This window comes from Candidatus Lernaella stagnicola, assembly GCA_030765525.1.
Taxonomy (GTDB): domain Bacteria; phylum Lernaellota; class Lernaellaia; order Lernaellales; family Lernaellaceae; genus Lernaella; species Lernaella stagnicola.
This window is the reverse complement of sequence record JAVCCK010000034.1, coordinates 319,257-338,185: the sequence shown is the minus strand read 5'-3', so window position 1 is coordinate 338,185 and position 18,929 is coordinate 319,257. Positions and strand designations below refer to the sequence as shown.

The 18,929-nt window shown below is 59.5% G+C and carries 16 protein-coding genes; 9 read left to right on the top strand and 7 right to left on the bottom strand.

What is annotated here, in order from left to right; genetic code table 11:
- Nucleotides 1–12: 12 nt before the first annotated feature.
- Nucleotides 13–408, bottom strand: a complete 396-nt coding sequence (locus tag P9L99_16155; GenBank protein MDP8224893.1) for a hypothetical protein — start codon at nt 406–408, stop codon at nt 13–15.
- A gap of 437 nt (nt 409–845) precedes the next feature.
- Between P9L99_16155 and P9L99_16150 the strand changes: the two genes are divergently transcribed.
- The 8 genes from P9L99_16150 to larC all read left to right on the top strand — a co-directional run bounded on the left by P9L99_16150 (nt 846) and on the right by larC (nt 11,647).
- Nucleotides 846–1,766 (top strand): nucleotide exchange factor GrpE, encoded by a 921-nt coding sequence (locus tag P9L99_16150; protein MDP8224892.1) that lies wholly within the window; start codon nt 846–848, stop codon nt 1,764–1,766.
- A 54-nt stretch (nt 1,767–1,820) separates the two neighbouring features.
- Nucleotides 1,821–3,704 (top strand): molecular chaperone DnaK, encoded by a 1,884-nt coding sequence (gene dnaK, locus P9L99_16145; protein ID MDP8224891.1) that lies wholly within the window; start codon nt 1,821–1,823, stop codon nt 3,702–3,704.
- Between the two features lie 67 nt (nt 3,705–3,771).
- Nucleotides 3,772–4,893 (top strand): DnaJ C-terminal domain-containing protein, encoded by a 1,122-nt coding sequence (locus tag P9L99_16140; protein ID MDP8224890.1) that lies wholly within the window; start codon nt 3,772–3,774, stop codon nt 4,891–4,893.
- The gene (locus P9L99_16135) at nt 4,878–6,767 is read left to right on the top strand and encodes a penicillin-binding protein activator (GenBank protein MDP8224889.1); all 1,890 of its coding nucleotides are present in this window, start codon (nt 4,878–4,880) and stop codon (nt 6,765–6,767) included. Before P9L99_16140 ends, P9L99_16135 begins: the two co-directional genes overlap by 16 nt.
- Nucleotides 6,768–6,769: 2 nt before the next feature.
- Nucleotides 6,770–8,725 (top strand): ATP-dependent DNA helicase, encoded by a 1,956-nt coding sequence (locus P9L99_16130; protein MDP8224888.1) that lies wholly within the window; start codon nt 6,770–6,772, stop codon nt 8,723–8,725.
- Between the two features lie 21 nt (nt 8,726–8,746).
- The gene (thiL, locus tag P9L99_16125; protein ID MDP8224887.1) at nt 8,747–9,709 is read left to right on the top strand and encodes a thiamine-phosphate kinase; all 963 of its coding nucleotides are present in this window, start codon (nt 8,747–8,749) and stop codon (nt 9,707–9,709) included.
- Nucleotides 9,710–9,714: 5 nt separating this feature from the next.
- Nucleotides 9,715–10,488 carry a nickel pincer cofactor biosynthesis protein LarB gene (gene larB / locus P9L99_16120; protein MDP8224886.1) on the top strand — a complete coding sequence of 258 codons (774 nt, stop codon included), beginning with the start codon at nt 9,715–9,717 and terminating at the stop codon, nt 10,486–10,488.
- Nucleotides 10,481–11,647: a nickel pincer cofactor biosynthesis protein LarC gene (gene larC, locus P9L99_16115; GenBank protein MDP8224885.1), complete on the top strand. Its 1,167-nt coding sequence runs from the start codon at nt 10,481–10,483 to the stop codon at nt 11,645–11,647. Before larB ends, larC begins: the two co-directional genes overlap by 8 nt.
- 12 nt (nt 11,648–11,659) lie before the next feature.
- Here larC and P9L99_16110 read toward each other — a convergent pair whose 3' ends face one another.
- From P9L99_16110 to P9L99_16085, 6 genes are all read right to left on the bottom strand, one after another.
- Nucleotides 11,660–12,214: a hypothetical protein gene (locus P9L99_16110; GenBank protein ID MDP8224884.1), complete on the bottom strand. Its 555-nt coding sequence runs from the start codon at nt 12,212–12,214 to the stop codon at nt 11,660–11,662.
- Between the two features lie 9 nt (nt 12,215–12,223).
- A complete protein-coding gene (locus P9L99_16105; GenBank protein MDP8224883.1) occupies nt 12,224–14,023 on the bottom strand; it encodes a hypothetical protein in 1,800 nt (599 codons plus the stop codon).
- Between the two features lie 78 nt (nt 14,024–14,101).
- Nucleotides 14,102–14,863, bottom strand: coding sequence for a rhomboid family intramembrane serine protease (locus P9L99_16100; protein MDP8224882.1), 762 nt, complete (start codon nt 14,861–14,863; stop codon nt 14,102–14,104).
- On the bottom strand, nt 14,860–15,666 hold the full coding sequence (locus P9L99_16095; GenBank protein ID MDP8224881.1) for a hypothetical protein: 807 nt from the start codon (nt 15,664–15,666) through the stop codon (nt 14,860–14,862). The genes P9L99_16100 and P9L99_16095 overlap by 4 nt, the downstream gene beginning before the upstream one ends.
- 13 nt (nt 15,667–15,679) lie before the next feature.
- Nucleotides 15,680–17,185 (bottom strand): long-chain fatty acid--CoA ligase, encoded by a 1,506-nt coding sequence (locus P9L99_16090; protein MDP8224880.1) that lies wholly within the window; start codon nt 17,183–17,185, stop codon nt 15,680–15,682.
- Between the two features lie 16 nt (nt 17,186–17,201).
- Nucleotides 17,202–18,041 carry a lysophospholipase gene (locus tag P9L99_16085; protein MDP8224879.1) on the bottom strand — a complete coding sequence of 280 codons (840 nt, stop codon included), beginning with the start codon at nt 18,039–18,041 and terminating at the stop codon, nt 17,202–17,204.
- A 167-nt stretch (nt 18,042–18,208) separates the two neighbouring features.
- On the opposite strand from P9L99_16085, the gene P9L99_16080 reads away from it, so the two are divergent.
- Nucleotides 18,209–18,892 carry a hypothetical protein gene (locus P9L99_16080; protein MDP8224878.1) on the top strand — a complete coding sequence of 228 codons (684 nt, stop codon included), beginning with the start codon at nt 18,209–18,211 and terminating at the stop codon, nt 18,890–18,892.
- The last annotated feature ends 37 nt before the right edge of the window (nt 18,893–18,929 follow it).

Below are 18,929 nucleotides of genomic sequence, written 5' to 3'. Positions count from 1 at the left end.
GCAGGTTTTGTCTTATCCGCAGTTAGCTTCCCAGCAAGCCAATTCACAGTCGTTGTAGAAGTCGTCGCAACTGGTCGCGTCGCCGATGCAGGCGCAGACGCAAGCCTCGTACGCCACTTCGTCCATGTCGCCGCACGGGTCGTACCATGTGGATTCGCAAAACTCCTGCGTGCTCCAGTGGCCGTCGTCGCAAACGTTCTCGACGACAAACTCGCAAATTTCCGTTAGACCGCACTCGCCGCCGGCGTCGTCGTCGGTGGCGTCGTCGTCGGTGGCGTCGTCATCCACGGCGTCATCATCCACGGCGTCGTCATCATCGTCGTCGTCGTCGCCGCACGCGGCGAGAACAGTTCCCATAGCCATCATCGCCGCTAACGCGACAATCAACCAAAGCTTCCAATGAGTCATGATACCCCTCCCCAAACAGTGGTAAACTCCAGATTCCGCACAAACTGTAGAATAGCTCGCGATGTCTGGCAAGTAAGTGTCGACCGGTCTCAATACCGGGGAGAAGCGATTGTCAATGCCGACCGCGGGCTAGACATTTTCGGGTCACGGGGGGCAACCGGATAATTAAAATACGGGCGTTGCAAATAGAGTTATCGTAGTTAGAATACAGATCGGTCCCTTTGTTCACATAGGAATACCGGGCAAAATTCGGAAGGTTAGAGCAAAAGGAAAAAGTCTTGTTCGGCCGCGGCCTTGGGACCGCAACGGCTTTCGTCTTGACACCCTTCTGACTCATGCAATATATAAGTAAGCTTTTCTCGGGCGGGCTGGGTTCGGACAAGGACGACATAAAGACTTGGTACGTTGACTAGGGAACGCTCACGGAGACGAGAAAATTGCCTGATGACAAGAACGACGATAACGGTCTGACCGCCGATATTCCCGAGTCGGTATTCGAAGAAGCGCTTCGCGCCGTGGAAAAAATCCAATCGGAATCCCGACAAAGCGGCGGTGCCGAAACGGCCGCCCCGAAATCCAAGCCTCGGAAGAAATCTGCGGCACGTGACGACGAAGATTTAGCCGATTTAATCGGCTTGCTCGAAACCGAAGCGGACGCCCCGGCAACCGCGCCCTCCTCGCCGGCGGCAGATCCCAGCGCCAGCTTGGAATCAGACCTGCAGGTACTATCCAAGTTGCTGGAAAGGGAGTATAGTCTCGAGCGTGAGGCGGATTTTTTCCGTTCCGTTTTGTGGGAGGACCTCCGAAGCCCAGACCAGCAGGTCGACGAGGCTGTAGTCAAGCAGAAGGAAGGTCAAATTCAGGAGCTCATGGCGAACCTGAGAGAGCTCCAGTCTGAGTTTGAGAAATTCCGTACACGCTTGACCAAGGAAGCCGAAACTGCAAAACGTTTTGGCAACGAAGCTTTGATATTGATATTGTTGCCGATTATCGATAATCTAGAGCGCGCAATTGAACATGCGGACGCGACCGAGGATAAAGCTGCCATGGTGCAGGGGGTCCGTATGATTTTGAAGCAGTTGCTGGGCGCGCTCGGTGGCGCAGGGTTAACGACGGTAGCGGCAAAGGGCCGGAAGTTCGATCCGAACTTCCATGAGGCTCTGACGACTGTGGAAACGATGGAAATGCCGCCGAACATTGTGATCAGCGAATATCAGAAAGGCTACCTCTTGTTCGACCGTTTGATTCGTCCGTCGCGGGTTGTGGTGAGTATGCATCCGGAAGGGAATAACGATAACGCTAAAGGCGAGTCGTTGCCGGAAAACAGCCCGCCCGGTCCCAATGACGAGGAAGCCTAAACGCCGGGGTAAAACCTTTCGGGCCAAACTGTTTGTTTGCGAGGAGGTAGGGATATGAGCAAGGTGATCGGTATCGACCTGGGAACCACGAATAGCTGCGTGGCTCTCATTGAGGGGGGGGAGCCGATCGTAATCGCCAACGCCGAGGGGGCCCGTACGACCCCGTCGATGGTGGCGTTTACCGAAAACGACGAGCGCCCTGTCGGGCAAGTCGCTAAGCGGCAAGCGATCACCAATCCACGGAATACCGTCTTCGCGGTTAAGCGGCTAATCGGTCGCAAATTCCACAGCAGGGAAATTGAGCATGTGATGAACATGGTGCCGTTCACCATCGTCGAGGCCGAAAACGGCGACGCATGGGTCGAGGTGAACGGGCGCGCATACTCCCCGGCGCAGATCAGCGCCATGATCCTGGAAAAAATGAAGCAGATCGCTGAAGATTATCTCGGCGAAGAGGTCACCGAAGCCGTCATCACGGTGCCCGCGTATTTCGATGACTCACAGCGCCAGGCCACCAAAGACGCCGGCACGATCGCCGGTTTGAGCGTGCTGCGCATCATCAATGAGCCCACAGCGGCGAGCCTCGCCTATGGCTTGGACAAGCGCGAACAAGAGAAAATCGGCGTGTTCGACCTCGGCGGCGGTACCTTCGATATTTCGATTTTGGAAATCGGCGACGGCGTGTTTGAGGTCAAGTCGACCAACGGCGACACCTTGCTGGGCGGCGAAGACTTCGATCAGCGCATCATCGATTTCCTGGTTGCCGAGTTCAAATCGATGCACGGCACCGACCTTCGCGAAGACAAGATGGCGATGCAGCGCTTGAAGGAAGCGGCCGAGAAAGCCAAACACGAACTTTCCTCGGCATATGAAACCGATATCAACCTTCCCTTCATCACGGCCGACGCCAGCGGTCCGAAGCACCTGAACATTAACCTGACTCGCGAGAAGCTTGAGGAACTCGTCGACGACCTGATTAAGCGACTCGACGGCCCCTGCCAGCAAGCCATGGAAGACGCCGATCTCGCGTCGGCGGAAATCGACCGCATCATTCTCGTCGGTGGCATGACCCGTATGCCGCGCGTCCAACAGGCCGTGCGCGACATTTTCGCCATGGAGCCTTACGGCGGCATCAACCCGGACGAAGTCGTCGCCATCGGTGCCGCGATTCAGGGTGGTGTTCTGCGCGGCGACGTCAAAGACGTACTGCTGCTCGATGTTACCCCGCTGTCCCTCGGCATCGAAACGATGGGCGGCATCTTTACCCAAATTATCGAACGTAATACGACGATCCCGACCAAGAAAAGCCAGGTCTTCTCAACGGCCGCCGACAATCAACCCGCGGTGACGGTTCACGTCCTGCAGGGCGAGCGCGACATGGCGGTCGATAACCGCAGCCTTGGTCGATTCGAGTTGGTCGGCATTCCGCCGGCGCCGCGCGGTGTCCCGCAAATCGAGGTCACCTTCGATATCGATGCCAACGGTATCGTCCACGTTTCCGCCAAGGACCTGGGCACCGGCAAGAAGCAACAGATTCAAATCACCGGCGCCTCCGGTTTGTCCGAGGCCGACATCGACCGGATGGTCCGCGACGCGGAATCCACGCGCGACACCGACCGTTCCAGGCGCGAACTGGCCGAGTTGAAAAACAACGCCGACGGCCTGATCTACACCGCCGAAAAGAGCATGAAGGAATATGCCGACAAGCTCTCGGACCGCGAGATCGATCAAATCGAAAACGCGATTTACGAATTGCGTGAAGCTTTGAAAAACGATGATCCAAGGGTTATTCGCGCCGCGATCGACGAACTCAACCGCGCCAGTCACAAGCTGGCCGAAACGATGTACGCCACGAGCTACGAAGGTGTCGACATCGAAGACGAAGACTTCGACGATAGCTTTGACGACGAATTCGACGACGAAGACGAATTCGCCTAATTCGACGTTTCGAACTGTATAAGGGGCGCGGCCGATTGCGGCGTGCCCCTTTTCAATATGTGACACGATGCTGCAAGACCACTACAAAATCCTGGGCGTCACCCCCCGTACCGACGCCGATGCGATTCGAGCCGCATATCGGCGCTTGGTCCGTGAAACCCATCCGGACATGACCGACGATACGACTGCACATCAACGATTTAAGGCCGTCTCAGAGGCGTACCGCGTCCTCTCCGACGCCAAGCAACGACGCCAGTACGACGCGCTGCGCTTCTTCCTGCTTGCCGCCCCCCTGCGGCGACTGGCCAATGTGCTGACCGATCCACAATCCCGCACGCGCCTCGGCGGTGCGTTGCTCACCGTCGCCCGTCGCCTTGCCCGCGCGCCGTTTGAAGATGTCTCGCTCGACGGAGCGAACATCGACATGGCCCGCGGCATCAGCTTCGTGGAAAGTTTCACCGGCACAACACTGAGCTTGCGGTACGAACGCCTACTCCGCTGCGTCGACTGCGAGGGCGCGGGATGGGAAGAACACGAAGCCTGTCCTCTGTGCCACGGTCGCGGCGTGCTGACCTTCCCCATCGCGGGCGTGATTCACAAACGATGCCCCAAATGTTCGGGGCGCGGCGTGGTCGGCGCCGGTCGGTGTCGCCCCTGCCACGGCCAGGGACGTGTGCCATCGGAAACGAATGTCACCGTGCGGGTACCGCCGGGCGTCGACTCAGACACCCTGCTACGCGCCAAAGGAAAAGGGCATCAAGGCCTAGCCGGGCACGAAGACGGCGACCTGTTCCTAAGCGTGAGCGTCGACGGATCGCTTCACTTCTCGCGCAACGCCTTAGACCTACATGTCGAAAAAGCGATTCCGCTGTGCATTGCCATTTCCGGCGGTCGCGCGGCCGTGGCGCTTCCCGACGACACGGCGATTGAGATCGTCATTCCGCCGGGAACCTACCCCGGTTCGAAATTGCGGGCCGCGGCGCGGGGTTTTCACTCGCCGCCGCACAAAAAACGAGGCGACCTTATTGTCCACCTCGACGTGTATCTGCCGGATGATTTGGATCATAATCAGCGAGCGCTGGCCGACGAATGGTTCCACGCCGCACATACCGGTGACGAGGCCGCGGTGAACCGCCATGCCGCGCAATTGTTACGCCAACTTGAGGGACTAGTATGTTGCGAAGACTAATCCCGATCTTGATTCTCGTCGCGCTTGTCGCGGGCTGCGCGCCGCGCAGTGGTACTGTGAAAACCGTGCCTTCTCAAGAGGCGTCGGAGATCTTCACGCTTGCCAACACGTATTACAACAACAACCTTCCCACAAAGGCCTTACAGCATTATTTGGCCGTTCTCGAGCGCTTCCCGCAGAGCCCGGAAGCCCCGTTGGCGGCGTTGAAAATCGCGCGGATATATTACAAGAAAAAGCAACTAGCCAAATCGGCGTACTATTTCGAATGGATGATCAGTCGCTTCCCCGACCATCCCGAATCCGTGGAAGCGCACTACTTCCTGGGTGTGTGCCGGCAGCAGTTGGACAAACACGACGCGGCCATCACAGCCTTCGGTTACTACATCCATGTTGACGGCGCCAAGCGCGTCAATGACGCTCGCTTGCGACTGGCCGATTGCTATACGGCCGCGGAAAAGTACCACGAGGCGTTGCGCTACTACGCTGCCGCGCCGGTTGATCTGTCCAAGGCCGAACTGATCGACGCGTTGAAAAAAGCGCGCTGGATTATCGACGAGAAGCTCGCCCCGGCCGAACTGCTTACCCTGATTCCCGCCCTGCCCGACGGGCCCGTCGCCGATTTCGCGCGGTACCGCGCCGCGCAGGATTTGATCGCACAAGCGCGCCGTGACGAAGCGGCAAAAGTACTGAACGATATCAGCTTCTCACAGCCGATTTTCCCCTTTTATGAAAAGGCTGAGCAACTGCTCGCCGTCGCTCAATCCCGCACTCCGACGGCCGTTGTTCCGAACGCAGGTGACGCAGGCCTCGACACGCCCTTGGCGCCGCTGCCGTCCCAAGCGCAATTCGCCGTCGGCATTCTCCTGCCGCTATCGGGATCGCGAGCCGTGTTCGGCCGCGAAGTGCTGCACGGCCTGATGCAGGGTGCCGATCTGTTCCGGGTCGAGAGTGCAGGTAATTACCGCATGGTGATCCGCGACACGGAGGGCGATCCCGAAACCGCCGCGCGCCTGGTCGACGAATTGGCCGACGATCCCAGCATCCTTGCTTTGGTGGGGCCGTTGTTGGGCAAATGCGCCGCCGCTGCGGCCGAAGTGGCCGAACGGCGCGCCGTACCGTTGCTGACGCTGACAACTCGCGAAGACATCCTCGAAGCGCGGCAGTGGACCTTCCGCAATTTCCTCACGGCCTCCGAGCAGGTACGCACGCTGATTCGTTACGCCACCGACCACCAAGGCGCCCTACGCTTCGGCGTTTTGTATCCGGATACGGCGCCGGGTCGCCGATACTACCGCCTCTTCGAAAGCACGCTGAACCGAAATCGCTTCCGCATCACCGCAGTCGCCTCCTACGCCGCCGATGAAACCGATTTCCGCCACGTCGTATCTAACCTGCGCGCCCAGGGGGATTTCGACGCGTTGTTCATTCCGGACAATGCGCGCCGTGTCGCGTTGCTGGCGCCGCAGTTGGTGTATTACGGCGTGAAGAACGTCATGCTGCTGGGCATCAACTCGTGGAACGACGAGGACCTGGCGCGCAAGGCGGGAAGTTACCTGACGCGTTCGGTTTTCGTCACGGGTTTCTTTCCGCGCAGTCGGCAGAACCTGGAAGTCGCGCGTTTCGTCTCGACCTTTGAAGACACCTTTCAGCACGAGCCGAGCTTCCTGGCCGCCGTCGGTTACGACACCGCGCGGATGATCGGCGATGTCATGCGCCACGACGTGCGCGACCGCGTCGGTATGCGACGGCAACTGTTTCGCGTCCGTGATTTCGCCGGCGTGACCGGCGATTTGACCATCGATGAAACCCGCGATACCCGCCGACGGCTGTACCTGCTGCGCGTCGGTGAAAGCGGTATTGAAGAATTGCTCTGATCTTGCCTTACGATTTACCGGCGATTTTTGGCCCCGATGGAACACTGGCGCGCGTCTTCTCGCGCTATGAACACCGGCCCGGCCAATTACGGATGGCCGAGTTGGTTGCCGGCGCCCTCGCCGACGATGAAGTCGTCCTGGTCGAAGCCCCGACCGGCACGGGCAAAACCATCGCCTACCTCATTCCCGCCCTCGTGACCGACCGGCCGGCGATCATCTCAACCGGAACCAAGGCGCTGCAGGAACAAATCGTCGGCAAGGACATTCCGCTGGCCGAGCAAGTACTGAACCGGCCGATCAAAGCCGTAGTCATGAAAGGCCGGCAGAATTACCTTTGCCACCACCGCTTCGCCATGTTTCGACGCGAGCCGACGTTTGAATTCAGGTCCGAAATCAATCTGCTGCCGATCCTCGAGCGCTGGCTCGAAACCACGGAAACCGGCGACCGGGCCGAGATTAGCGAGTTGCCGGACGACGCCGCCGTGTGGCGGGACATTTGCGCAACGTCCGATACGTGTCTCGGGCAATCGTGCGGCCACCACGAGGACTGCTTCTTACTGCGCCTGCGCCGTCGCGCCGTGCAGGCCGATCTCGTGGTCGTCAATCACCACCTGCTTTTTGCCGATCTATCCGTGCGCAAAAGCACCAACGATGTGGGACGCGTCCTGCCGGAATACGACGCGGTAATCCTCGACGAAGCACACCAGATCGAAGACGTCGCCACCAGCATGTTCGGCGCCATCGCGAGCCGCTATCGTTTTATCGACTGGGAACGCGACTTGTCGCGAATGTTAGCGGCGAGCAAGCTCGCGGATCATCCGTTGATGACGTTGGTGACCCTCAACGCCCGCCTTGTCGAAGAGCTTTTCCAGCACTATGCGCAGGTGTCGGCGGACGGCGGCCGTTTGCGTCCGGAACACACGACCGATGAAATCCGCGACCTACTGGTTCGCCTGGAAAAGAACACGGAGCAAATCGCGAAGCGCTTGAACGAATTGGGTAAAGACAACGACGTGGCCGATTTGCCGATCCTCGCCCAGCGATTGCAGAATGTGGTGCGGGAAACCGACGATGTCTGTGACATCGGCAACCCGGGTTTCGTTTACTGGCGCGAGACTCGACCGCGCGCAGTCATCCTCCATAAGGACCCCATCGAGCTCGCCGAGGCGATGCAGGACACGCTGTTCGCGCAGACGCACGCAGTGGTGTTCACCAGTGCCACGCTCACGTCGCAAAACGGTTTCACGTATATGCGGCAGCGGCTCGGCATCACCTACGACGGCGTCATCGAGGAAATTTTGCCCACCTGCTTCGACTACCGGCGCCAGGGCGTATTCTATCTCCCCAAGGATATCCCCGACCCGCGCAACCCTGGTTTTCTCGAGTCCGTCATTCCGCAAATCCGCCAGTTGGTGGAAGCAGCCGGCGGTCGGACGATGTGCCTTTTCACCTCGCTGGCCAACATGGAAGCGGCCTACGAAGCCCTCGCCGACGATTTGCCGTTTCCCTGCATGCTTCAGGGCGAGGCACCTAAACACCAACTGCTGGAGCGCAAGCGGGACGAGCCGCAAAGTGTCTTGTTCGCCACGGCAAGCTTTTGGGGCGGCGTGGATATCGCCGGCGACGCCCTGCGTTGCGTGATCATCGACAAGCTGCCCTTTGCCAGCCCGAGCGACCCGGTCACCGCGGCGCGCATCGAAAAGATCAAGCTCGACGGCGGCAATCCGTTTATGGACTTTCAACTCCCGGCCGCCATCATCACCTTGAAGCAAGGGTTGGGCAGGTTGATTCGCACGATCGACGACAACGGCGTGTTGGCTCTGCTCGACAGTCGCATGCATACCAAGGGATACGGTCGACGCATTCTGGACAACCTGCCGGAGTTTTCCAAAACGAGTAAATTGCCCGATGTGCTTCGCTACCTGCAGTCGCTCGCATCGCGTGACGATAATCGTTAAGCTTTCGGCGAGGAGTAGATTGTGCGCGAGTTCACATGGATAAAAAAAGCGCGGGACCTGTTCGGCGATGCGCACGATGGCGCGCCGGTCGGCATCGGCGACGACTGCGCAGTGCTCGAGCTTGACGGCGAGACGCTCGTTAGCACCGACACGGTGGTGGACGGTGTACATCTCGATTTACATCTCATTACTCACGAAGATGCCGGATGGCGGGCGCTGGCCGTTGCGCTTTCCGATTTGGCAGCCGGCGGGGTTGACCCGCGTCGCCCGATTCACGCGCTGGTGTCTTTGCAGGCGCCGGCGAAATGCGGTGACGAGCAATACCTCGAATTGGCGCGCGGCCTGCTCGCCTGCGCCCAATCCCACGGTTGCCATATCGTCGGCGGCGATACGGTAACCACCCCCGGTCCGCTGGCGCTGACGATCACCGTGATCGGTTCGACCGACCGGCCGGTGCTACGACGCGGCGCACGCGTCGGCGATCTCGTGGTCGTCACCGGCCCGCTCGGCGCGGCGGGAGTTGGTTTGAGCGCCCTGCGCGCCGGCCTGAGCGATCCCGACGCGGAGGCCTGCGCCACGGCCTACCGCCACCCGCGCGCTCAGCTTGAAATCGGCGAACAGCTCGCTCCCGCGGCCACGGCCATGATCGACATATCCGACGGCCTTTTGCAGGACCTCGGCCATATCTGTGAGGCAAGCCGGGTCGGCGCCGACATCGTTTGGGAGCGCCTCCCGGTAGACGCGGCGACCCGTCACACCGCGTCGCGCCTCGAGATGGATCCCATAGAGACGGCCGCGACTTTCGGCGACGACTACCAATTGCTCGCTTGCATTCCGCCGACCGGTTTGGAAGAGTTGCACAATCGCATCCCCGGCCTAACGGAAATCGGCTGCGTCACGCGCGGCTCCGAGATCCGCCTTTTGCGCGGGGGACAGCCACTGGAGTTCACCCGCCGCGGCTATGAACACGGCTCACAGGAGTAGAAACGATGAGCGCCTTCAATCAATGGATTCGTGAGATTCTCGAGGGACTGGCCGCCGGCAACATCGACGTCGCCGAGGCGTTGGGGAAGCTCAAAGACCTGCCTTATGAAGACCTCGGTTTTGCCAAGCTCGACCACCACCGCGCCATGCGCGCCGGTTTTCCCGAGGTCGTTCTTGCGGAAGGCAAAACACCGAGCCAGGTCGGTGAAATTCTCGCCCATCTCGCCGATAAAGGCGGCAACGTGCTGGTCACGCGGGCCAATGCGCATCACGCCGAAGCGATGATTGAAGTCGCGCCGGAAATCCTCTACGACCCGGTCAGCCGCTGCGCCCGCTTGGTGCAGCAAGTCGTGACGCCCCGCGGCCACGGCCCGGTGCTCGTGGCGTCCGCCGGTACGGCCGACGCCTCCGTCGCCGAGGAAGCCGCGCAAAGCGCCGAACTGATGGGCAATCGCGTGGAGCGAATGTACGACGTGGGCGTAGCCGGAATACACCGCCTGTTCGGCAACATCGAGGTGATTCGTCGCGCCGCTGTGCTGATTGTCGTGGCGGGTATGGAGGGCGCTTTGCCCAGCGTCGTGGGCGGCCTGACCAATCGTCCGGTCATCGCCGTGCCGACGAGCGTCGGCTACGGAGCCAGTTTTAATGGTCTCGCGGCGCTGTTGGGAATGCTTAACTCGTGCGCCAGCGGCACGCTGGTTGTCAATATCGATAATGGTTTCGGCGCCGCGTATGCCGCAACACGCATCGCTCAACTTGGAGTGACGGACGATGAATAAGGTTTTGTATCTCGAATGCTTCGCGGGCGCGGCCGGCGATATGTTGGTATCGGCGCTGATCGACCTCGGTTTCGCGCCCGAGCGTTTGGAAGAATTACTGGATATGCTCCACTTGGAAAACGCCGGCATCAAAGTGAATCACGTCATGCGCGGCGCGATCCATGCGACGCTGCTCAGCGTGGAATCCGGCGACGAGCAACCGCATCGGCATTGGACGCACATCGACGCCCTGCTGGCCGACTCGTCGCTTCCGCCCGAGGTCAAAAAGAATGCACGCCGGGTTTTCCGGCGGCTCGCGGAGGCCGAAGGGGCGGTTCACGGTCACTCGCCGGAGACGATCCACTTTCACGAAGTCGGCGCTGTGGACGCCATTGTGGACATCACGGGCTTCTGCCTCGGTCTGTACGATTTGGGAATCACGCGACTGATCAGCAGCCCACTGCCATTGGGAGCCGGCGAAACGCAAAGCGCCCACGGCATCATTCCCCTACCCGCGCCGGCCACGGTTAAACTGCTGGCCGACGTCCCGGTGTACGCGTACCCGAAGCCGGTCGAAACCGTCACGCCCACCGGCGCTGCCTTGATCGCCACGCTCGCCGAATCCTTTGGGCCGATTCCGTCGATGGTTTTGCGCGGCGTGGGCTACGGCGCGGGCACCCGCGTCGATCCGGACGGCCCGCCCAACGTTGTGCGCGCGCTGCTTGGCGAAGACGAGTCGCAACCCGAGACGACCGAGCGAACCGTTGTCATCGAGGCCAACATCGACGACATGAGCCCCGAATATTACGAACCATTGATCGACGCTCTCGAACAGGCGGGAGCACTGGATGTCACGTTGATCCCGGTGATCATGAAGCGCGGCCGGCCGGGCGTTTTGCTCCAGGTTACCGCGCAGCAAAGTGCGCTCGACTTCTTGTTGGAGACGACTTTCACGCACTCGACGACTCTGGGCGTGCGCTACTACGCGACCGAACGTGCGGTGTGCGAGCGCCGCGTGGAAACCGTGCAGACGCCGCATGGGCCCGTGCGTATCAAGCATGCGTACTACAAGGGTAAGGAAGTCGGCGCGAAGCCGGAATACAAAGACTTGTTGGCTCTCGGTCTGCCGATCCAGGAGGCGCTGGCTGCAGTTCGAGAAGCGCGTGCGAAAAAAGATTAGGGCCGCGCCGCGCTAATCGACCGCTTTGGGTTTTCCCGACAACCGCATCACTCGCGCCGGCTTGCCGGTGAAAGTGTCCTCACCGCAATAAGCCGTCAAACCGCCGACGTAGTAGAAATTGCCGTCCCGCGCCGTCAACGCCACGCTGTAGCTCATCGGCTGCGTGCCGCACTTGCCGCCGGTGACCGCCGGTCCTTGCAGTTTCAGCGCGAGCATGTGGGCGCGTGCTTCGGGTAGCGAGAGTATGTTGCCGGTGCCCAAGAGCGAAGTGCCGGCTCCGATGACGTCGAAGGCTTTCTGCGGAACCAGCACACCTTCGAGCGTCCCGTCCCCAAACACCTTAGTACGCAGCGTGGCCTGGAAATCCACTTCAAACGTCAAGTCGAACTCGTACTGCCCGATAAGGGGCGGTGGCGAGGAATCGTTATCGTCGTCATTGTCATCGTCGTCATCGTTGCCGTCGTTGCCCGAGACGTCGTTGTTATCCTCGTCGTCGCTTTTATCACAGGCCGCGGTAATGGCCAGAAGCAGCGCCGCGAGTAGGATCAACCACATGAAGCGTTTCATCGTCGCCTCCTATCGAGCCAGCGTGGGGTGAACGTTAATGCGGTCGGCCAAGTTCAACGCTTCGTCGTCGCTGCCCTCCAGCACGTAGAAAACCCACGTGGCGCTTTCAAAATAGGGAACCGACATGTCTTCGAACGTCACGTCACTGTCGGCGCTGGTGATCTCCGCCGCGACGTGCACCGTTGACGTGTCCTTGATCACCCACCAACCGTCGCCAAGACCGATCAAGCCGATCGGCCCGGGTAGGAACCACCAATCGAAAACAAAATCACTGCGCGAATACGTTTGGATTTCGTCGTCAATAAGCGCGGTCGTCGTTTTGATTTCGTCGCCGGTGCCGGGAAAGCGCACGAAGGTGCGGCGAGCAAAGGCGAAATCGCCGCGGCTGAAATCGATTTGCAGGCGCCACGTAGTCGGACTCTCCGACACCTTGTACCAACGCGTCTCGTAACCGCGCGCGGGCGCGTCGATGGCCAGATCGAACGGACCCGCCGTCGCCAACTCGCCGGGCGCATGGTATTCACCGGCCGTAACGTTGCCGGACCCGGTGTCAATCAACACGTGCTCTTCGCCGAGCACTTCCTTCGCTTCTGCGATGATATCCGCCGCCACGCGAATCGCTTCCGCGGCGCTGGCTATGCAGAATTCAACCTCGCCTCTATACGGGTTGATGCCCGAGCCGTCGGAGACTTGCGAGCGGTGTGCGTTGCGCCAGGCTTCGTCCAGTTCGGCTTCGCGATCCAGCCCGGCAGCCGCGGCGATCGTCTCGGCCGCCTTTAGCTCCTTGTGAGCGATGTACGCAAACGAACGCACGTGGTTATCGCGTTCGTCCTTGCCCCAGAGGCCGCGGTAGCCGAGCCAACGCGAGGTGCCGCGCGTACTGTCCGGCTGCCACGTTCCGTCCAGCAGCGGCGGCGGGTCGGCAGGCTGAATACCGGCGTCGATCAGTGCGTCGACATATTCGCCGATGCCGCCGATGATGTAGTCGTCCGCCTCGTGTCCCAGCAACTTCGCTTCGTATTCCGCGACCGCCTCTTCCCGGTAACGGAAGAACCACGGGAAGTACGGGTCCCAATCGCCGGTGGCCATCAGTTCGCCGTCGTTCAGGAAGTTCCACTTCGTATAGACATCGTTCACCGAATCGTTCACGTCGCGAGACGCGGTGACCAGCAACACGTCGCCGAAGTTGTAGTACGGAGCGGGATCCCACTCTCCGTGTTGGACCTTCCAGAGGTTGACGGGCCACGCCATGATTTCGTAGCCGCTTTCCTCCATGCGCCGGGCCATGCCCTCAGCGCCCTGCCCCTCCTGACAGAACACAACCGGCGAAAGCGTCAAGCCGTGCTCTTCCATCACCGCTTGCGTACGATCGTTGCTACGCTGCCAGTCTTCGTAGGGATAGGCGATGAACAACTGGTCCGCATAGTGAAAGCTGACCAACTCCACGTTGCCCGAATCCACCAAGTCACGAAGTTGATCGAGAGTGTCGGGGTGGCGTTCGGCGAGCACCTCGACGAAATAGGCCTGCATCTCCAACGTGAGCGTCCACTCCGGATGCTTATCCAGCAAGTCCAGCACCGGCGCGAAGCTCTCCACGATGATCATGTCTTCGGCTTCGTCCGGTCCGATTTCCCACCCCGGGTAGTTCAGGTCGAAGGGAAGGAAGCCGTAAAGACCGCCGATGACGTACTCAATGTTGAAATGGAAGACCGAGAGCGAGTACTTGATCGGCGCCGCGCCGGCTGCCACTGGAAGGGCCAAGAGGGCCAGCAGACACCAGAGGAAACGTTGGGGGCGAAAAAGGCTCATGATTCATTTCCATTACGTGAAGGGGCGCAGGCCGTTTTGTTTATTTGTTGTCTCGCACGCGGATATGTCAAGGACCGGTCAATGAACGTAGGGCGGCTCGTCTTCGTCGTCTTTCACGACGAAGATGTGGCTGTTTTTCTTACGGCGCTTTTCCAGTTTCCGCCGGTAATAACGGTCGCGCATGCGCAGAATCACTTTATCCCAACGTAGGAACAGGTAACCGAAGAGCATGCCGCCCAGGTGCGCCAAATGTGCAATGTTCGTTTGCGAACCCGGATTGAACGCCATCATGAATTCCATGACACCCAGCCCGATCACCAGCCACTTTACGCGCATGGGGATCACGAAAAACAGCAACACAATGCGGTTCGGGAAAGTGATGCCGAACGCCAGCAGCATGCCGTATACAATGCCCGACGCGCCAATCACCGGCACGGGCAGCAAGGGCGTAAACAGCAACTGACAAAGCGCGGCACCTACGGCCGTAATAATCATATACGCTGCGAAACGCTTTCGTCCCCAGAGCACCTCCAGTTCACCGGCGAACATCCACAACACGAGTAGATTGAAACCGAGATGCAGGGGCGACCCGTGTAAAAAGCTATAGGTGACGATTTGGAAAAAAGCACCGCGCCAAAAATACGGCGTGTAGAGCCCGAAAAGCTCTTCGAGCGTCGGCGTCATGCCCCATCCGCGCCACAGGAACTGCAGCACGAACACACCCGCGCAGGCAATCATGAAATACTTGAGCACCGGCGTGATCGGGCCGCCGAATCGGATTTGCGGCGTCTGCGGGCGGCCGTATCCCCCGTGTCCGTAGCCGCCAGGATCGAAGGTCATGAATTCCTCCCGGAAAACGCGGTTTTCATCGCACGCGTCAACACATCCAAATGTAACGCGGTGGATCCGAAACGTGAACCCAAGTTCGGTCGAATGCCTTTTCCGCAACTGAACAAGCGGCTCCGGTCGATGCGAATCACCAGAGTGCGATCGTTTTCCTCATAGCGGTCGGCCATAAAACTCAGCGTTTCCTGCGCCTGCTCCACCGCTTTCATCATATCCAACGGGTTGCGCACCAGCATCCCGGGGTCACTGCGCTTAAGCAGAAACAGGATGACGCGAAACCAAGCCTTCAGGTCGAGCAGCCGAATTTCCAGCCGGTCGTCGCGAGATGCCGCTTCGAGCAGTGGCCCCTCGGCGGTCTCGACCGTGTAGCCAAACGCTTCGTCGGACAGCCCGCCAAGATACGCAATACACAGGTCGATGATTTCGATGATGTCTTCATATTCAACTGCCGGCTCCAAGCGCCGATGCAGTTCCATGAGGTCGAAATCGTCCTCATGTAGAAAATCGAGAATAACCCTCGCGTGCCAGCCGTCATCGTATAGCAGGCGGGCGATGACCACGTCCTCAAAATAGAGAGTCAGTCCGCCTTCACACGCCGCGGCGTACCCCAAGAGCCGGTCGGCATGGGCGCGCGGTTCGTCACGCATTTCGTCCATGTAGTCTTCCAGGATCATCGTGCCGTCGGGACAAGCGGCCTCGAAGCGAAACCCTTCGCCGAACATCCGCCGCATCAGCGGAAACACCCGCCGTTGATGGCGGCTCATATACGCGATGACGCTGTGGACAAAATTCGGCATCCGAACTCCGGAATTATTCCTCGCGTAACGCCCAGCGCCGCGTTTTCATGAGAGCCGTTTTGGGCATTTGTTCGACATACACGACCGAGGTTGGACACTTGTAGTCGGCCAAATGTTGCCGGCAATATTCCATGAGCGTGGTGCGGCTCGGCTCCTCGCCCCCCTCCGGGATAATGTACGCCGTGACTTCCTCGCCCCAAATCGCGTGGGGCCTGCCGATCACCGCGACGTCGCCGACCGCCGGATGCTTGATGAGAACTTCCTCGACTTCCCGCGGATACACGTTCTCGCCGCCGCGGATGATCATTTCTTTCTTGCGCCCGCGAATGAAGAAGAAGCCATCTTCATCTTTGTAGCCGATGTCTCCGGTGTGCAGCCAACCGTCTCGAAGTGTCTCGGCCGTGGCTTCCTCGTCGTTGAAATAGCCGAGCATAACCAAGTCGCCGTGTACGACGATTTCGCCCTCTTCCCCCGCGGGCACATCGTTGCCGTCGTCGTCGACGATGCGCATATCCACGCCATGCAGCGGCTGGCCGATACTACCGATCTTCCGCTTACCGCGGATCGGATTGACGCTGCAGGCGCAGGTGGCTTCGGTCAAACCGTACCCCTCGATGATCTTGGCTTTGAAGCGGGCTTCGAATTGTTCGAACACGTCCACCGGCATCGGCGCCGCACCGCACACGCAAAGGCGCAGATGCGACAGGTCGTATTCCTCGGCGTCGGGCAATTGGTTGAGAATCGCGTAGACACTCGGCACGCCGGCAAAGGCGGTCGCGTTGAACAAGTCAAGGGCAGGCAGGAATTGACGGGCCGAAAAGCCGCGCATCAGCACCATTTGCGCGCCCGCGTATAGAGGTGCCAAGAGCGTCACAAGCTGCGCATTTACGTGCACGAGCGGCAGAATATTGAGGATGCGGTCGCTGTCGGAAATCTCCAAGCCGTGCACGATTTGCTTGGCATTGGTGAGGTAGTTCCGATGCGAAAGCGTCGCTCCCTTGGGGCGGCCGGTCATTCCGGAAGTGAAAATAATGCACGCGGGATCGGCTTCCTCGATCTGGATATCGGGCGGTGTCTCGGGGCCGACGAGCAAATCCTCAAACAGGCGCATGCCGCGCGGCGCCTCATCATCCAGTACGTAGACTTCCTTCAAATCGGGCAAATCCATCTGCATGTCGCGGATGCGGTCCGCAAACTGTGGAATCGTAATCAACCGCCGCGCTTCGCTGCTTTGCAGAATAAAATGGATTTCTTCCTTTTTGAGCAGACTGTTGATCGGTAGCGGCACGGCGCCGGCCTTAATAATGCCGAAGAAGGTAATGATCCATTCCGGAATATTCGGCAAAACAAAGGCGATGTGCTCCCCGTGGCGGCACCGTTGCTCCAAAAGACCGCCGGCCAGCGCGTTCGCCGTCGCCTCGAGTGTGGCGAAGGATAATTGTTCGTTCTCGAAATAGAGAAATGTCTTGTCACCGTATTTCTTCGCCTGCCGGGTTAGTAGGTTACCCAGTGTGTTCAATGCGTCCTCCGGACATTCAAACGTGGCTGTCGAGCCAGGCGATCAACATCGCGAACAACTCTTCTTTGGCCAGATCGTTGTGGACCTCGTGAAATTGCCCTTCGAATAAGCGAAACGTTTTGTCCTTGGAACCGGCGCGCTCGAAGAAAAGCTGCGTGCCGGCCGGCGAGGTTAGCGCGTCCTCACCACCGTGCCAGGACAAAAGCGGCATCTGCAGTGCTCCGGCCGCTAGTAAGGTACGATCCATCGCGGCGGAAAACTCGACGAAGAACCGGCTTGATACGCGATCGTGAACCAGCGGATCGTTCTCGTATTCACGAATCACTTCGGGGTCGTGCGAAAGAGTCCCGGGGTCGATTCCGTTACCCAAGGCCAACGTCGGCAGCAGCGAGGAGAGAAGCCGGCCCACCGTGGCCTTTAGGGCCGGCACTTCCAGCGCAAGTTTGAGCGCCGGGCTCGAGGCGATGACCCCATCGATGGTGTCGGCGTGGCGCAAGGCGTACGCGAGCACAATCAGACCGCCCAAAGAGTGCCCCATGAGAAAGATTTTCTTGTCGGGATAGGCTTCGCGCGCTTCGCCGATGACCATGTATTGGTCGTCGAGGAATTGGTCGAAACGGTCCACGTGGCCGCGTCGTCCAACGGTCTTCCCGTGACCGCGGTGGTCGTGAGCGAAGATTGCGTAGCCGGCGGGTAGACAGTTGGCTACGATGTTCTTGGATCGTCCGCCGTGCGAGCCGAGTCCGTGTGCGAACACGACCACGCCACGCGGGTTCTCGACCGGCCAATGGCGCAGAAAAACTTCGGTTCGGTCGGCGGCAGTCAAGGCTTTTTCGATGGGCGCGTTGGCTGTCATCATTTCCCCCAAAAATGGAAAAATTTAGGAAGCGTGGGAATTGTAGAGGCAAGCACCAGACAGGTCAAGCTTTGCGCCATTGCGGGGCCGGTCCGCCGATAATGATTGCTTGCCACTAAGCCGCAAAATTGCTAGTGTTTTCCCACTCATGTGACGGGAGATATGACATGGCGCAATGTTCCCAATGCGGCGACGATGCCCACTGGAAGATCGTCAAGCGGCTGAATTTTGTCCCTGTAAAGCCGTTTTTTCTTTGCGACGAGCACCGTCAAGAGATGGAACGCAAGGAATTTACTTTTATTATCGCCGGGCTCGTGATTTCGCTGGTCATTGTGCTGATCAGTTTAGCCCCGTGGCGTTTTCTGTCGAAGCAGGAATCCATTGCTCCGACTCCGATCCAAGCGGAAATGGTCGTCGCCGATCTCGACCGCGATGGTCGCGTGTCGTGGTTCGAGCAGCAAGCTGTAGCCAGCGATGAAGTCATGGCCAACTTCAAACAATTCAAATATCCTTTTGCCCGCGTACTCACGCCGGACAGCCCGACCCGGCCGATCAAAAAGAAGATCGCCCTCGATGCTTTCCTCAACGCTTCGCAAACATCCGGCACCGCTGGCGGCTCCCTCGTGAACCGCTTCAATCATCCTTTGCTTTTCGATCGTTTCGTGCAGCGCCACACCGACCCGACCGCCCAATTGCAGATACGCGCGTTGTACTTGACGCACGATCCCTACCTGGCGATCGTGCTGGCCAAGCCGGATACCGAGGAACCGTCTTTCATTTGCCTCGAGCGCCTCAGCCCCGACCAGGAGCAAGCGGTCGACGCACTGGAATCCCCGGCGGACAAGAACTAATAAAAAGGTCGACCGTCTGCGGCACCCCAACAACAAA